The following is a 14,459-nucleotide window of genomic DNA, read 5'->3' on the forward strand; positions in this document are numbered from 1 at the left end:
TCAAAAGTTAAAAGTTAAAAGTCAAAATTTTTTCTTTTGACTTTTGCCTTTTAACTTTTACCTTCAGTTATATCCACGCCAAACGCCAACAAGAGAACCTTGCACCTGTACCTGCATAGCTGAAACTTCAATCGGGCTATACTTTTGGTTAGCGGGTTGGAGAGTGACGCGATCGCCATTGCGGTAAAAGCGTTTTAAAGTACTACCATACCCATCAACCCTCGCCGCCACAATTGTGCCATTTTTTAATTGATTTGGTTCGGCAACTGGGAGTAAAAATACTAAATCTCCATCAGCAATTAAATCTTCAATCATGCTGTCGCCAGTCACCCGCAAAGCATAGGTTTGTGGCGGTAAAGACAAATTAGAAAAATCGAGATAATCTACCGCTTCAGTAAAAGGTTCAATTAAACCACCTGCGGCAATATTACCTAAAATTGGCACACCTTGCTTGATTGGATGCAAAACCCTAATTGTGCGGGCTTTACCTTCAGTCCATTCAATGTAGCCTTTATTTCGTAAATGTTCTAACCTACTTTGAATCGGTGCTGGCGACTTTAAATTCATCCCTTGCATCATTTGCCGAATTGAAGGAGAATGTTGGTGCATTCGGATATATTCTGCCAACCATTCATATAATTCTTGTTGCGCTTCTGTTAGTCGTTCCATAATAAATTATTGCAAGTAAATACAAATGTCCCTAGAACATTAGTACTACAAAAAATTCCAGATAACAAGGTTAAATAAAAAAATCAAAGGCAAAAGAAAGCAAAATTTTGGTTCTTTTGCCTTTTATCTTTTTAGTGTTTACTCATAAACTCAGATCAGTTGTAACAGAATCGATTACTCAAAGACTTATGGGAACTGGGTAGGTTTGCACTCAGCACTTTTATTTACTGTTCACTCAGCCCCCAAAATACTAGCCAGCAAAGCTTTTTGTGCGTGGAGACGATTTTCGGCCTGATCCCAAACTCGTGACTGTGAACCTTCAATGACTTCTTCAGTAATTTCTTCGCCACGGTGGGCTGGTAGACAATGTAAAACAATTGCATCTTGATCAGCCAAGCTCAACAATTGTTCCGAAATTTGATAAAGTTGAAAAATTGGCATTCGGTCATCAGCTTCTTGTTCTTGACCCATACTTGCCCAAACATCAGTGTAAAGTACAGAAGCATCCTTAGAGGCTAATTCCGGGTCATGAGTCAGCATAACTTCAGTTTTACCACCCGCGATCGCCCTTGCTTGTTCGACAATTTTAGCATCCGGTTCAAATCCTTTGGGAGTAGCAATCCTGACATTCATCCCTGTCAAAGCGCAACCCAGCATCAAAGAATTCGCCACATTATTTCCATCACCCACATAAGTTAAAGTTAAACCCGCCAACTTTCCAAAACATTCTTGAATCGTCAATAAATCAGCCAATATCTGACAAGGATGTTCCGCATCAGTCAAGGCATTAATTACGGGAATTTTGGCATAGTTAGCGAAAATTTCTAACTCCTGCTGGGCAAAAGTCCGAATAGCCAAAATATCTAAATATCGATCTAACACCCTTGCGGTATCTTGGATTGGTTCGCCGCGACTCACTTGCGTAACATTGGGATTAAGATCAATTACCTGTCCACCCAATTGATACATCGCCACCGTAAAACTCACACGCGTGCGAGTTGAAGCTTTAGAAAACAGCAAACCCAACACCTTATTACACCGCAACTTTAGCTCTTGAGATTTAAGCTTACCAGCCAATTCCAGAATTTCTTGAAGTTCCGTTGGACTAAAGTCCGCCAAACTTAATACATCTCGTCCGATTAACACTGCCATGTTTTTGATCTGTAAAGAACAATTATCTATTTCTTTACCTAGCCGTGTCAAAAAAAATACAGCTTGCCACTGTATTCAATCTTTTTGCGTCCAGCACAGGATTTTGAGTTAGCTTTTGCTATGAATATTAATTTATCAACTTTATCGGCAACTCAAGGATTTTTTTGTCCTGATTCTCAATAACTGTAGGGTAGGCAATATCCACAATGCAAAAATTAGATAGGAAGCGCATTTTCAGCATTACCTATCTGACTTTAATAGGAATAAAACCACTCGTGCAAGATGCCATTATTTAGGTTGAAGTACTAACCTTCCAGTCTCGAACATCCAAGCAAATTTTTTTCGCAGCTTCCTCTAGACAAATATTTTGCTTATGTTATAATCATAAATCGGTGAGCTTAATAATGCCAGCATAGCACAGTGGTAGTGCATCCGACTTGTAATCGGAAGGTCGCAGGTTCAAATCCAGCTGCTGGCTTTAACTTATGTCGAATAACTAATTATTTGTCGTTGTTAACAGATTGCTGTCGCTATTAACAAATTAATGTCACTGTTAACAAATTAGTGTCGTATAATGCTAATTGCGAAACGTTAACAAATTAATGTCGTCTAACCAATTTGATAAAGTGTTTGCAGACATCTATTGTACAGGAAATATAGCTAAATCTTTATTTGATGACTTCCCTGATAATATTCATAAATATGCTTACAAGTCGGATGCACCTTTCAACCCTCTGTTAAATATTTTCTGACGCTCTTTCAACTCATCCCTAGCTGGGATAGTTGTTGAAACTTAGAGTCACCCAGTTTGGCATTAGATACTATCTTTTTTCAACCTACCCCTAACCAGGATGGTCGTTGAAACCTGGATATGCTCAATACAAGGGTACAACCACGGTAGCGCCTTTCAACCCACCTCTAGCCGGGATGGTTGTTGAAACTTCGAGTCCTGGATAGCCTGTGTGAACGTCTTTTGCCCCTTTCAACCCACCTCTAGCCGGGATGGTTGTTGAAACTCGACCCGTCTAGAACCCTTGCTATCAAAGCTTTCCATACACATACTTTGGCAGGTCAGCTTAAAATAGTCTCGATCTGAAAATTAAAATACTAAATTGATTTACATACTAGTTTCTTAATTCAAGACTGGATAAGGGTTTTAAAGTTTTGGCGGGACTCCGGGGATTTTGCCCCCACTTTGACACGCCAAAAAAATATTTGGGAGGGTTCCCCCGACGAAGGGGGTGATTCAGTAGCCACCACTGTGGTAATCCGCACCGTTATGAATAACGGCTATAGCTAAAAGCCTTACTCCTTATTGCTGGGAGCGCACCTATCCCACCTATAGAATTCTAAAGATGGCAGCATCAGAAGCGGGCAGCTACAAGGGTCAGAAAGCATGACGGCCTTCCAACCGCCAAACTAACCCAGATTTTTCACAGTACATTGGCTTAAAAAAGCATGAACTGCGGCGCTGTTATAAAAATATTATATTTTCAAGGTTCGGATTAGTGAATTAAATTAAAGCGGCTTGGCGTTCTTGGTAAGCAAAGACAGCTACATCTCGTGCTTTTTCTTGTGGACTGCCTCTGATTGGTTGTGTACCAATTTCAGTGGAAATTCCAGCTTTTGCAGCTTGGGATTTAATACATTCAATTAATCGACCGTAACTCCAGCGATGAACGCTCATGCGGTATTCTTTGGCATATTTTTGTTGAACTTCCTTATAACCAGGACATTTTTTCTCTGCTCTGGATTGGATTTCACTACTGATTTGCTCACGCATATCCCGGAGTTTTGGAAGAACTATGCTGCCTGCTTGATAGGTTTTGGCGATCGCAATAATTGCATCTGCTAATAATCTATCTATATATTGCCCTAACTCTGATTCACCAAAGGAGTTTGGCGCATTCTGTTTCTGAGCTTTGTGCCGTTCGTGAGATAGGCGTTGCTGTTGTTGTCGCTGACGATTGAGAAGATTGTAGTTTTCCCCAAGTAGTTGTTTGACGCTGCGATAAGCTAGAACTTCATTTTTAACAACATCTACCACCGCTACTGTGACTGGCTTTTTTAGACCAAAACTAACGCCAACTAGGATTGAGGGTTGACCTTGATACCTAGACTTGCTGGGACGAGGGAAAAGGTTATTAATTCTATCTAGCGTGGATTGTTGACGAGTGATAAAAGCTTGCTGTTGATCATTGAGGTCGTCTTTCTGTTTCGCTTTGGTTAAAGTTTCGTTTATTTTTGTGCTTTTCTCATCAACTACCTGTTGAGTTCCTTCAATAGTCCACATCCGAGTATCTAAAGTGCAGTAAAGATGTAGTTGATTGACTTTCCAGGGTTCACCTTTTTCTTCTCCTGGCGACCAAGCAAGCCTTCCTGAACGCAGAGTAAACAAACTGCTTGAGTATTGGTTTTTATGATTGCGTTTAAGTTCTTGATCTTCTAAGAAGCGTTTGAAGTAGTGCAAATGACGTTTATCGCAGTAAATCTCAAAGGTAAGTTTTCCCAAGCCATTGAATCGAACAAAGAGACGACCTTTGTCATTTTGCAGCCATGTCATATCTTCGTTAGATTCGTAAGCCACAGGAAAGGGGACATCAGCAGATTTTCTTAATAGTGCTGCTTGCCAAGCTTTTGCCTCATTTTCATTTTGAGGTACATTGGCTGTAGAAATTTCTAAAGTCTTTAACCACTCTTCCCCTGTTAAATCTCTACCTTTAGGTATGCGACTTTGAAGTTGGTTTTTTAATCGCTCAATTTCTATTTCCTTTTTGCGTCTATTTTTAGTAAATTCTTCTGAGTCTTCGTCAAGTTCACTAATTTGACAGTTATTTTTGAGCAGATATGCGATCGCACAACGAGTAAGAGGGTTTTGTGTTTGTTCGTAAGTGTTTAAAAGAATTTGAAAAAGTGAAGATTTTTCCGACTTTGTAGATTTTTTAGTCTTTTTGCCCTTTCTCTGGTTTTTATTCTGCTCGGACTGGGGGGTAAATTGGGTAAGGATTTCGTTGGCTTTAGTACGAATTGCGCTTAAGCTACATTGGCTTTCTTGTTCGAGTTGTAGATCACTTTTGAGAATTGTCAGCCAACGTTCTTTCCCTTCTATTTGCCGCTTTCTTCGTTTTTGTAAGGCGAACCAAGATTTATATACATAATCTACTAGAGCGATCGCTGAGGTGTAAAAGCGTCCAGGTTGATCAGCAAAACGCTCTTGAGTTTTGAAGGAGTTAACAAGTGTTTTGAGTAATTTAGTAGGTATTCTGCCTTTATCTAGCCAGGTTTCAAACTCTGGGTGCTTTCCTACCTGTGCCAATAATTCATTTATAAGTGGTGTATTTTTATCAGCCATCAGTTCCCACAGTTGGCGGAGGATGTCTTCTTCAGCAACCAAGCGACATTGAATTGTAATAACGCTCATGGTGTCCTCAGCTTTGTGGTTTCGGTAAAACTGACAGGGTTGTTAATTATTTTTTTGCTTACTATATTATAGTGCAATGACGTAATAGCGCAATGCCGCAAATGTTTTTTTGCTGAGAGGCTGTGCAAAAATGAAAGCCGCAAGCTTTGGCTTCAAATTAGGATGGCAGAAGAAACTAGAGAAGTTCGGGGTAGACTCCCTAAAGACTTAAAAATCGCCTTTGAAATTGCCTGTGCGCGTTTGGAATTGACCCAGACTGCGGCTTTGGAGGAGGCTATCAAGGAATGGTTGAAAAAACATGAATCTACGTCTAGTGACAAATAGATTGAGTTATGAGCAATAGGATTTGTTTGTGGATTAACTAATTCTTCGTAATGGCGGTTATATTCTGGAAGCGTTTTGGTTCTGGTAATTCCTATCAAAATCCTCAATAGACGGTGCAATGCGATCGCCATTTCTTATCAAATCTGACTACCACAATCACATATAAGTCTGACTAACTGAGTTTGAATTTATAGTAACACTCGGTATTAATACTAATGCTTTTAAAAGGATGTGTTGCTACATTTTGAACATACAAATTGGTATGCTTGCTCACGCTTATAGCCATAATTATGTATGGCTTTGATGGGCAAAATATATCGATACTTTTATTAAATAGACTCAAATGGTTTAAAGAATGTAAATTAATAGGCTCTTAGATTAAGTATTAAAAAATACATTAGTTTTTAGCTAACTAAATTTACAAGTATTTTAAATCCTAAATTTTTATACTCAATCAAAATCTGCGGATTTGTAACTGTAAGCGATCGCTTAACAGGTAATTTTTCATGCAAAAAATAGCTTCTCTGTGGTTGGTGTAGGGGCTTCAGCAGGGCAAAGGAGTGTAGTGGATGAGTGTTGTTACCGGTCAAATTGTGCGAGTGCGATCGCGGCAGTATCTTGTAGAAGATGTAGTGGCTAAACCTTTGGTGAAGGAAGACACTTTAGTTTGCCTCTCATGTCTAGAAGATGATGCGCTAGGGGAACAGTTAGAAGTTCTCTGGGAAAGAGAAGTTGATGCCAAAGTCATAGGTAAAACTTCCTGGGAATCTATAGTAAACCGAGGTTTTGACAATCCGCGTTTATTTTCGGCTTATCTCCACACTCTGCGCTGGAACTGCGTTACCTCCACTGACCCGAAACTTTTTCAAGCACCTTACAGAGCAGGTATTGAAGTCAAAGCTTACCAACTTGAACCGCTACGCAAGGCTTTATTAATGCCGAGAGTTGGTTTATTTATCGCTGACGATGTTGGATTGGGGAAAACCATTGAAGCCGGACTGATTTTAAGAGAAATGTTGATGCGGCAAAAAGTTCGCCGTGTCGTTATCTCCTGTCCGCCGTCAGTTGTACGGCAATGGCAAGAAGAAATGGAAAGCCGTTTCGGGCTAACTTTTGTGATTTTTGACCGTGAGTTTGTAGCTAGTCGTCGTCAAGAACGGGGTTATGGAATTAACCCTTGGACAACTCACAGCCGCTTTATCATTTCTCATGCGTTGTTACGCGATGAAACCTATGCTGCACCTTTGCGTGATTGGTTGGGAGATTTTGCAGGCGCATCAATGCTGATTCTGGATGAAGCACACAATGCAGCCCCAGCTAGTGGTGCGAAGTATGCTGTAGATTCTCAGTTAACACGCACTGTCCGCGATATAGCACCACGGTTTGAACATAAGCTGTTCCTTTCTGCTACTCCTCATAATGGTCATTCCAATAGCTTTGCAGCTTTGTTAGAAATCCTTGACCCGCAACGATTTTGTCGAGGTGTACCCGTGCGCGATCGCAAGCTTTTAGATACGGTGATGGTGCGGCGGTTAAAGCAAGATTTACGAGAGATTGGCGAAGAGTTTCCCGAACGGCGGGTTATTCCTATTGTCATCGATCATCTTCCAGAAGATGCACCGGAATTGAAGCTATCGCGGTTACTGCAAGAGTATCGTAACCTGCGGGAAGAACGGCTAAAGGAAGCATCGAAATCAACCCAAAATGCGGCGATGTTAGTAATTACCTCGCTGCAAAAGCGTCTGCTGTCTTCCATTGAAGCTTTTGCACGCACTTTGAAAGTTCATCGGGTGGCGATTGAAAAGCAATCTATTAACCCTTCGGCTTCTCTACGAGACGCTACGCGAACGCTCAGGGCTAGCCGTTCTGGAAACGCCATCGATAATTTACCGTTGCTGTTAGAATCCCCTGGTGCTGACGATGAACGGGCTGAACTAGCGGAAGAAGAAGTACAAGCAGAAGAAGATACTCAGGTAACGGTTGCTACTGGGCAGGCTGCAAGCTTTGGGTTAAGCAGTCGGGAATTGGAAATTTTAGAAGAGATGACCGATGTAGCCAACCAAGCTAGATATCAAGCAGACCCACGAGTTGAAAAGTTAGTGGCTTGGATTAAACAAAATCTCTGTCCTGATTTGGGTAAACCTAATGCTGCTTGGGTAGAGAAGCGAGTCATTATATTTACTGAATATACAGACACTAAACGCTACTTGCAGCAAAAACTCCAAGAAGCGATCGCTGGCTCAGATAAAGAACGCGAGCGCATCGATGTATTTCATGGTGGTATTGGAGAAGAACGCCGGGAAGCTATCAAAAATGCCTTCAATGCTGACCCATCGCGTCACCCCCTCCGCATTCTCATAGCCACGGATGCAGCAAGGGAAGGAGTAAACCTGCAAAACAATTGTGCTGACCTATTCCATTTTGATGTGCCTTGGAACCCATCACGGATGGAACAGCGTAACGGACGTATTGACAGGAAATTACAGCGATCGCCTGTTGTTCACTGCTACTACCTTGTTTTAGCGCAAAGGACAGAGGACAAAGTATTGAAAGTGCTGGTGAAGAAGACCGAAACAATTCAAAAAGAATTGGGGACGCTTTCGCCAGTTGTGCAGAAGAATTTATCGCGGTTGCTGGAAGGTGGTATTCGCCACAATCAGGTAACTAATATTACTGCTTGCATAGAACAAGCCGATTTACCTAACTTACAGATAGTAAACGAGGAACTCGAAGAAAATCGACTACGGAGAGAAGAATTAACCAAGCAATTATCCCAGCTACAAGAGATGCTGAAAACATCGCGGGATTGGTTGGGACTGAGTGACGAACACTTCCGTAATGCTATTTCCGCTTCTTTAGAAATTCTCGGCGCGACTCCTCTGGCCCCAGTCGATAGTAATGAAGCTTGCCAAGATTCTGCTACTGCACGCTGGACGCTTCCACCCCTGGATCAACGTGCAGACCCCACATGGGCTAATACTTTTGATACCCTCAGACCGCCACGTAAAAAAGGACAAAAGCCTTGGGAATGGCGACGGGAAGCAGCAATTCGTCCGGTAGTATTTCGTGACCCTGGTTCATTGGATGGGGATGTAGTTCACCTGCATTTAGAACATCGGGTTGTACAGCGTCTTTTAGGGAGATTTTTAGCCCAAGGATTTTTACATGATGAATTAACCCGCGCTTGCGTTTGTCTGACTGATGACCCAATTCCGAAAGTTCTCGCCTTGGGACGGTTATCTGTTTACGGACAGGGTGCGTCACGGCTGCATGACGAAGTAATTGCGATCGCGGCGGAATGGTCTGACCCAGCAGCGAGGGGACGCAAGAAACTACAACCGTTAAACGAAGGGGAGAAAGACAACGTACTGGCGTTATTAGAAGATTCTTTAGCTTCTCCTCGTTTGCAAAAAGCATCCCAGACGATTAAAGAATTGCTGAAGCAGAATGCTGCCCAAGATATTGCTGATTTGATTCCCCATTTAGAACGCCGTGCCAATATTTTGGCTCAAAGGGCAGAGAAAAAGTTAACCGAACGGGGCAAGAAAGAAGCTGTGGAGATGAAAAAAATTCTCGAACAGCAGCAGCAGCGTATTAGCCAACGCAAAAAGGAAATTGAAGAAACCAAAGCTATCCAGTTAACGATTCCCAAGCTATCGATTCCGTTTGTAGAGTTCCCAGTCGAGGAAAAACGGCAGTTAGACGCAGACTGCCGCCACTGGGAAGAGCGACTGAAGAAACTTGTTGAGGAGATTAATTCTGAACCTGCCCGAATTGAGGCTTCCTACGAAGTTAAGGCGGTGCGAGTTGAACCAGTGGGATTGATTTATTTGTGGCCAGTTTCGGGTTAAGGGGGTGAAGAGTATGGTTAAGGATAGAGAAATTCAAGCGCATAAAGAATGGTTGGGCTTTCTTCAGCCAGTGGGGTTGGTAGTGTCGCCAACGGCGTTAAATAATGCCCAAATGTCGGTAAATCGCAACGTTGTTGAGTTACAGCAACGGTTAAGCGAAATAGTTCGCCGAGATTTTCCTGATGACAGCACCAACTACACCTCTGTAATTTCTGACTTTCCTACTTTCACAGTTGAAATTCTTGGTTGGCAACCGACAGATTTAGTCGAGAGTCCAGAGGATTTGGCGGTATCACTACCGGAATACGGTGAGACTTTACAACCAACATATACCGTACCTGACCCAGATAAAGGTGGTTGGTTGATGCTGGTACAGGTCATTTCCACTGGTACTGACTTTGATAGAGTCAGCGAGAATATCAAATCTACAGGATGGCACGCCACGCCCCAAGCGAAGTTTGAGCGACTGTTGCGGGAGAAGGAAATTCCTATAGGTATTTTGTGTAACGGTACAGAATTACGTTTGGTATATGCCCCACGGGGTGAATCTTCTGGACACCTGACCTTTCCAGTACAGGCGATGTGTGAAGTGTCGGGACGGTTAATTTTGGGTGCAATGCAGATGTTGTTGGAAGAACAGCGAGTGTTCAATGCGCCCACAGACCGCCGTTTAGTAGCGTTGCTGCAAAATAGCCGCAAGTACCAAAACGAAGTTTCTACCAAGTTATCAGAACAGGTACTTGATGCGCTGTGGGAATTACTACGGGGTTTTCAAGCTGCGAATGACCATGCTAAAGGACTCTTGCTTGATGACATTGCCCAAAACGACCCTCAGCATATTTACGGAGGAATAATTACAGTTTTGCTGCGGTTGGTGTTTCTGCTGTATGCGGAAGATGAGGGATTGATGCCACAAGGTTCGATTTATACGCGCAATTATTCGGTAACTGGACTGTATGAGAGATTGCGCGAGGATGCGGGTAACTATCCTGACACGATGGAACAGCGTTATGGTGCTTGGGCGTGGTTACTCAGTCTTTTTCGCTTGGTTTATGATGGTGGTTGTCATGCTGATTTATACTTACCAGCGCGTCACGGACAGCTTTTTGACCCGGATGAGTACGCATTTTTAGAAGGTCGTTCTCGCCATACTACCTATAAAGAATGGGAGTTGATTGAACCGCCACGCATTTCTGATGGAGTCATTCACAAAGTATTGCAAGGGTTACTCGTTCTTGATGGTGAGCGTTTGTCATACCGTTCTCTAGATGTCGAGCAAATCGGATCAGTATACGAGGCGGTGATGGGTTATGAAGTCAAAAAAGCTACTACACCATCTATTGGGGTATGGAGTAAACCCAAGAGTGCGAAAACCTCTGTTACCGTCGTTGTTAGCGTCGATGAAGTTTTAAACACAAAAGCCAATGACAGGGCTAAGTATTTAAAAGAAGTAGCAGGTTGTGAAATATCCGGCAAATCACTGACGGAGTTGAAGCAAGCGAAAACCGCCGAGGATTTAATTGCTGCTTTAGGACGGAAGATATCGCCGCAAACTCCCGCTTTACTGGCGGCTGGTTCATTGTATTTGCAACCAGGGGAAGAACGGCGACGTAGTGGTTCTCATTATACGCCCCGTGCATTGACAGAACCAATTGTTAAAGAAACTCTCAGACCTGTTTTAGAAGCTTTAGGAGAACGTCCTACGCCAGAGCAAATTTTGGCTTTGAAGGTATGTGATTTAGCTGTGGGTTCAGGCGCGTTTTTGGTGGAAGCTTGTCGTCAGTTAGCTGAAAAATTGGTGGAAGCTTGGAATCAACATGGCATGATTTCAGAAGTTCCATCGGATGAAGAATCGTTACTTTATGCGCGGCGTTTGGTGGCGCAGCGTTGTTTGTATGGGGTGGATAAAAACCCGTTTGCGGTGAATTTGGCGAAGTTATCTTTGTGGTTGGTAACTTTAGCGAAGAAGCATCCTTTTACCTTTTTAGACCATGCGTTGAAATGTGGTGATTCGTTGGTAGGTTTAACCCGCGACCAACTTGTTAAGTTTAACTGGGAAAAAGATACTACCTATGATGATAAAGAATTGCCTTTATTTAATGAGCAGATAAATAAGGTTAAGTTTAATCGTGATGAAATTCAAAGCTTAGGTGATGAGAATTATGATGCGAAGCGTGATTTTTATCAAGCAACAGAGGAATTATTACATGATGCTCGTCTTAAAGGTGATTTAGTGATTGCTTCTTTCTTTGCGTCGGACAAAGATAAAGCAAGGAAAGAGGAGCGAGATGGATTATTTCAGAAGTATTTTAAATGGCGGCGAAGTCCAGATGAGAGTGCAGAGGTTTTAAGTATTAGTAAAAAATTGCGGCAAACAGATAAACCTGTAAAGGCGTTTAATTGGGAAATTGAATTTCCAGAGGTATTTGATAGAGAAAATCCAGGATTTGATGCAATTGTGGGTAATCCACCATTTGCGGGTAAGAATACAGCGATAAATGCCCATATGGATGGATATATGGATTGGTTGAAAGTGGTTAACTCAGAATCACATGGAAATTCTGATTTAGTCGCTCACTTTTACCGCAGGGCGTTTGCGCTTTTACGAAAATCAGGTTGTTTTGGTTTGATTGCTACAAATACTATTGCTCAAGGTGACACTCGTAGCACTGGGTTGAGATATATCTGTGAAAATGACGGTACTATTTACAATGCCCAAAAACGGTTAAAGTGGCCTGGTTTAGCCGCCGTTGTTGTGAGTGTGGTTAATGTTATTAAGGGTGATTATCAAGGTAAAAAGCTGTTAGATGGACGTGAAGTTGATTTAATTTCTGCATTTTTATTTAAGTCGGGTGGTAATAATAACCCTGCTGTGTTATTAGCAAATGCTGATAAAAGTTTTCAAGGTAGCATTGTACTGGGTATGGGTTTTACATTTGATGATTCCAACCCTGACGCTACACCTATTGCAGAAATGCACCATTTGATTGAAAAAAATCCAAAAAATCAAGAACGAATTTTTCCTTATATAGGTGGGGAAGAGGTTAACTCTAATCCAACTCATGAACATCATCGGTATGTGATTAACTTCTTTGATATGAGCGAAGATGAAGCATGGGAGTATCCAGATTTGATTCAGATCGTTAAGGAAAAAGTTAAGCCTGAACGGGATACCCAAAAGCGAGATGCTCTTCGTATTAAATGGTGGCAATATGCAGAGAAAAGGCCTGGTTTAGTAAAAGCGATCGCACCTCTTGAACAGGTGTTAGTCAGACCAAGAACTAGCAAGCATCATGCTTTTACATTCTTACCAAATCGAATGGTCTATAGTGAAAACTTAGTAATTCTAGCCTTGTCTGATGCTTGCTTTCCAGTTATTCATAGTCGGGTTCATGAAATTTGGGTAGGCTTTACCTCATCAACACTAGAAGATAGACAAGGTTATCGTTCATCAGACTGCTTTGAAACCTTCCCCTTCCCCAAAAACTGGGAAACAAACCCCACCCTAGAAGCCATAGGCAAAGAATACTACGAATACCGCGCCGCCTTAATGGTTCGCAACAACCAAGGACTCACCGACACCTACAACCGCTTCGACGACCCCGACGAATACGACCCCGAAATCCTCAAACTCCGCGAACTCCACACCGCAATGGATAAAGCAGTCCTCGACGCTTACGGCTGGTCAGATATCCCCACCGACTGCGATTTTATTCTCGACTACGAAGAGGAAGAAGACACAGAAAACAGCAGTGGACGACAAAAGAAAAAACCCTGGCGTTATCGTTGGCGCGAAGAAATCCACGATGAAGTTTTAGCACGCTTGCTTGATTTAAACCAAAAACGCGCCGAAGCAGAAATTTTAGGCGGTAAAGGTGCTGAGAAAGGGAAGGGTAAAGGTAGGAAAACTACAAAAGAAAGTAAAAACAGTAAAAATAAAAATGATACGGTCATTATTCCAGGAATGAACGTAGATTAGATTCAGTAGGTACAAACCAAGGTGAAAAAATGACTATTAAGGAACAAATTACACAAGAATTAGAAAAATTACCTGAACCAATTTTGCAAGAAATTTTAAATTATGTTCAATTCTTGCAAGCAAAGTATAACCAGCAAAATCAAGTTGAAGCTACTAATAATACTGTTATGATTTCAACAGGGGCATCTCTTTTAAAGCATTTAGAAACTATTGGTGATTGGCAAGGTGATGATTTACAAGAATGCTTAGAACAAGTAATTTCAAGTCGTGGAGAAGCTAAATTTAATTACAAATTTAACCCTTTTGACTAATGTATGTACTTACTTGATACTAATCACTGTAGTCTTGCTATTTTAGGCAATACCGAAATTTTGACTCACCTTGCGGAATTAGAAAGCAGTTTTATTGCAACCGGTGTAATTGTGCAGGGAGAGTTAATAGATATGGCAGAACGTTCTCAAAAACGAGAGAGTAATTTAATCCTTGTAAAAAATTTTCTACAAGGTATATATATCTATAATATTGACCAAGAAACAGCAAATATTTACGGTCAAATAAAATCTGATTTATTTAAGCAATTTGCGCCGAAAGAGAAAAACAAGCGGAGAAAAACGAAGATTACTGATTTAGGTTTTGGTGAAAACGATTTGTGGATTGCTGCAATTGCTTTACAACATAATTTAACTCTTGTCTCAGCCGATAGTGATTTTAAACGTATCCAAGAAATCAAAGCATTATCGGTTGAATCTTGGTTGACAAGTTGACAACACAGCTAGGGATGACGGCCAGACAATACAGCCACACAATACAGCCAGACAATACAGCCAGACAATACAGCCACACAATACAGCCACACAACACAGCCAGGGATTGAAAATCCCTGTCTGATAGCGGAAGTCCTCTGGAAGAGAACTAAGACAATTTGCTTGGGTTTTTATATTTTGAACTAGTCGGATGAATCCGACTTCAGCTATTAGACAGGGGTTTGAAACCCCTGGCTTGCTTGCTGGCTTGCTGGCAAATCTAGCTCTAGCTAAAAAATTTGTTCAAATATATTTATTGT

8 protein-coding genes and 1 tRNA gene are annotated in these 14,459 nt (G+C 41.7%); 6 read left to right on the top strand and 3 right to left on the bottom strand.

The genetic code is table 11. The features are described 5' to 3' along the window. Nucleotides 1-63 precede the first annotated feature (63 nt). Together lexA and argF are read right to left on the bottom strand one after the other, a co-directional pair. Entirely contained in the window at nucleotides 64-669 is a 606-nt protein-coding gene (gene lexA / locus NOS7107_RS23450) for a transcriptional repressor LexA (protein ID WP_015115422.1), read from the bottom strand. Nucleotides 670-900: 231 nt separating this feature from the next. Then, a complete protein-coding gene (gene argF, locus NOS7107_RS23455) occupies nucleotides 901-1,821 on the bottom strand; it encodes an ornithine carbamoyltransferase (RefSeq protein ID WP_015115423.1) in 921 nt (306 codons plus the stop codon). Nucleotides 1,822-2,227: 406 nt separating this feature from the next. On the opposite strand from argF, the gene NOS7107_RS23460 reads away from it, so the two are divergent. Further along, nucleotides 2,228-2,299, top strand: a tRNA-Thr gene (locus tag NOS7107_RS23460). Between the two features lie 1,035 nt (nucleotides 2,300-3,334). Here the strand turns inward: NOS7107_RS23460 and cas12k are convergent. Beyond that, a complete protein-coding gene (cas12k, locus tag NOS7107_RS23465) occupies nucleotides 3,335-5,242 on the bottom strand; it encodes a type V CRISPR-associated protein Cas12k (RefSeq protein ID WP_015115425.1) in 1,908 nt (635 codons plus the stop codon). A 162-nt stretch (nucleotides 5,243-5,404) separates the two neighbouring features. On the opposite strand from cas12k, the gene NOS7107_RS29075 reads away from it, so the two are divergent. The 5 genes from NOS7107_RS29075 to NOS7107_RS23485 all read left to right on the top strand — a co-directional run bounded on the left by NOS7107_RS29075 (nucleotide 5,405) and on the right by NOS7107_RS23485 (nucleotide 14,160). Then, nucleotides 5,405-5,566 carry a hypothetical protein gene (locus NOS7107_RS29075; protein WP_015115426.1) on the top strand — a complete coding sequence of 54 codons (162 nt, stop codon included), beginning with the start codon at nucleotides 5,405-5,407 and terminating at the stop codon, nucleotides 5,564-5,566. A 569-nt stretch (nucleotides 5,567-6,135) separates the two neighbouring features. After that, nucleotides 6,136-9,417, top strand: a complete 3,282-nt coding sequence (gene drmD / locus NOS7107_RS23470; RefSeq protein ID WP_015115427.1) for a DISARM system SNF2-like helicase DrmD — start codon at nucleotides 6,136-6,138, stop codon at nucleotides 9,415-9,417. Nucleotides 9,418-9,430: 13 nt separating this feature from the next. Beyond that, nucleotides 9,431-13,396 carry a DNA methyltransferase gene (locus NOS7107_RS23475; protein WP_015115428.1) on the top strand — a complete coding sequence of 1,322 codons (3,966 nt, stop codon included), beginning with the start codon at nucleotides 9,431-9,433 and terminating at the stop codon, nucleotides 13,394-13,396. 29 nt (nucleotides 13,397-13,425) lie between these two features. Then, nucleotides 13,426-13,707, top strand: coding sequence for a DUF2281 domain-containing protein (locus NOS7107_RS23480; RefSeq protein ID WP_015115429.1), 282 nt, complete (start codon nucleotides 13,426-13,428; stop codon nucleotides 13,705-13,707). A gap of 3 nt (nucleotides 13,708-13,710) precedes the next feature. Beyond that, nucleotides 13,711-14,160 carry a type II toxin-antitoxin system VapC family toxin gene (locus NOS7107_RS23485; protein ID WP_015115430.1) on the top strand — a complete coding sequence of 150 codons (450 nt, stop codon included), beginning with the start codon at nucleotides 13,711-13,713 and terminating at the stop codon, nucleotides 14,158-14,160. Nucleotides 14,161-14,459: the final 299 nt, after the last annotated feature.

The organism is Nostoc sp. PCC 7107, assembly GCF_000316625.1.
GTDB lineage: Bacteria > Cyanobacteriota > Cyanobacteriia > Cyanobacteriales > Nostocaceae > Nostoc_B.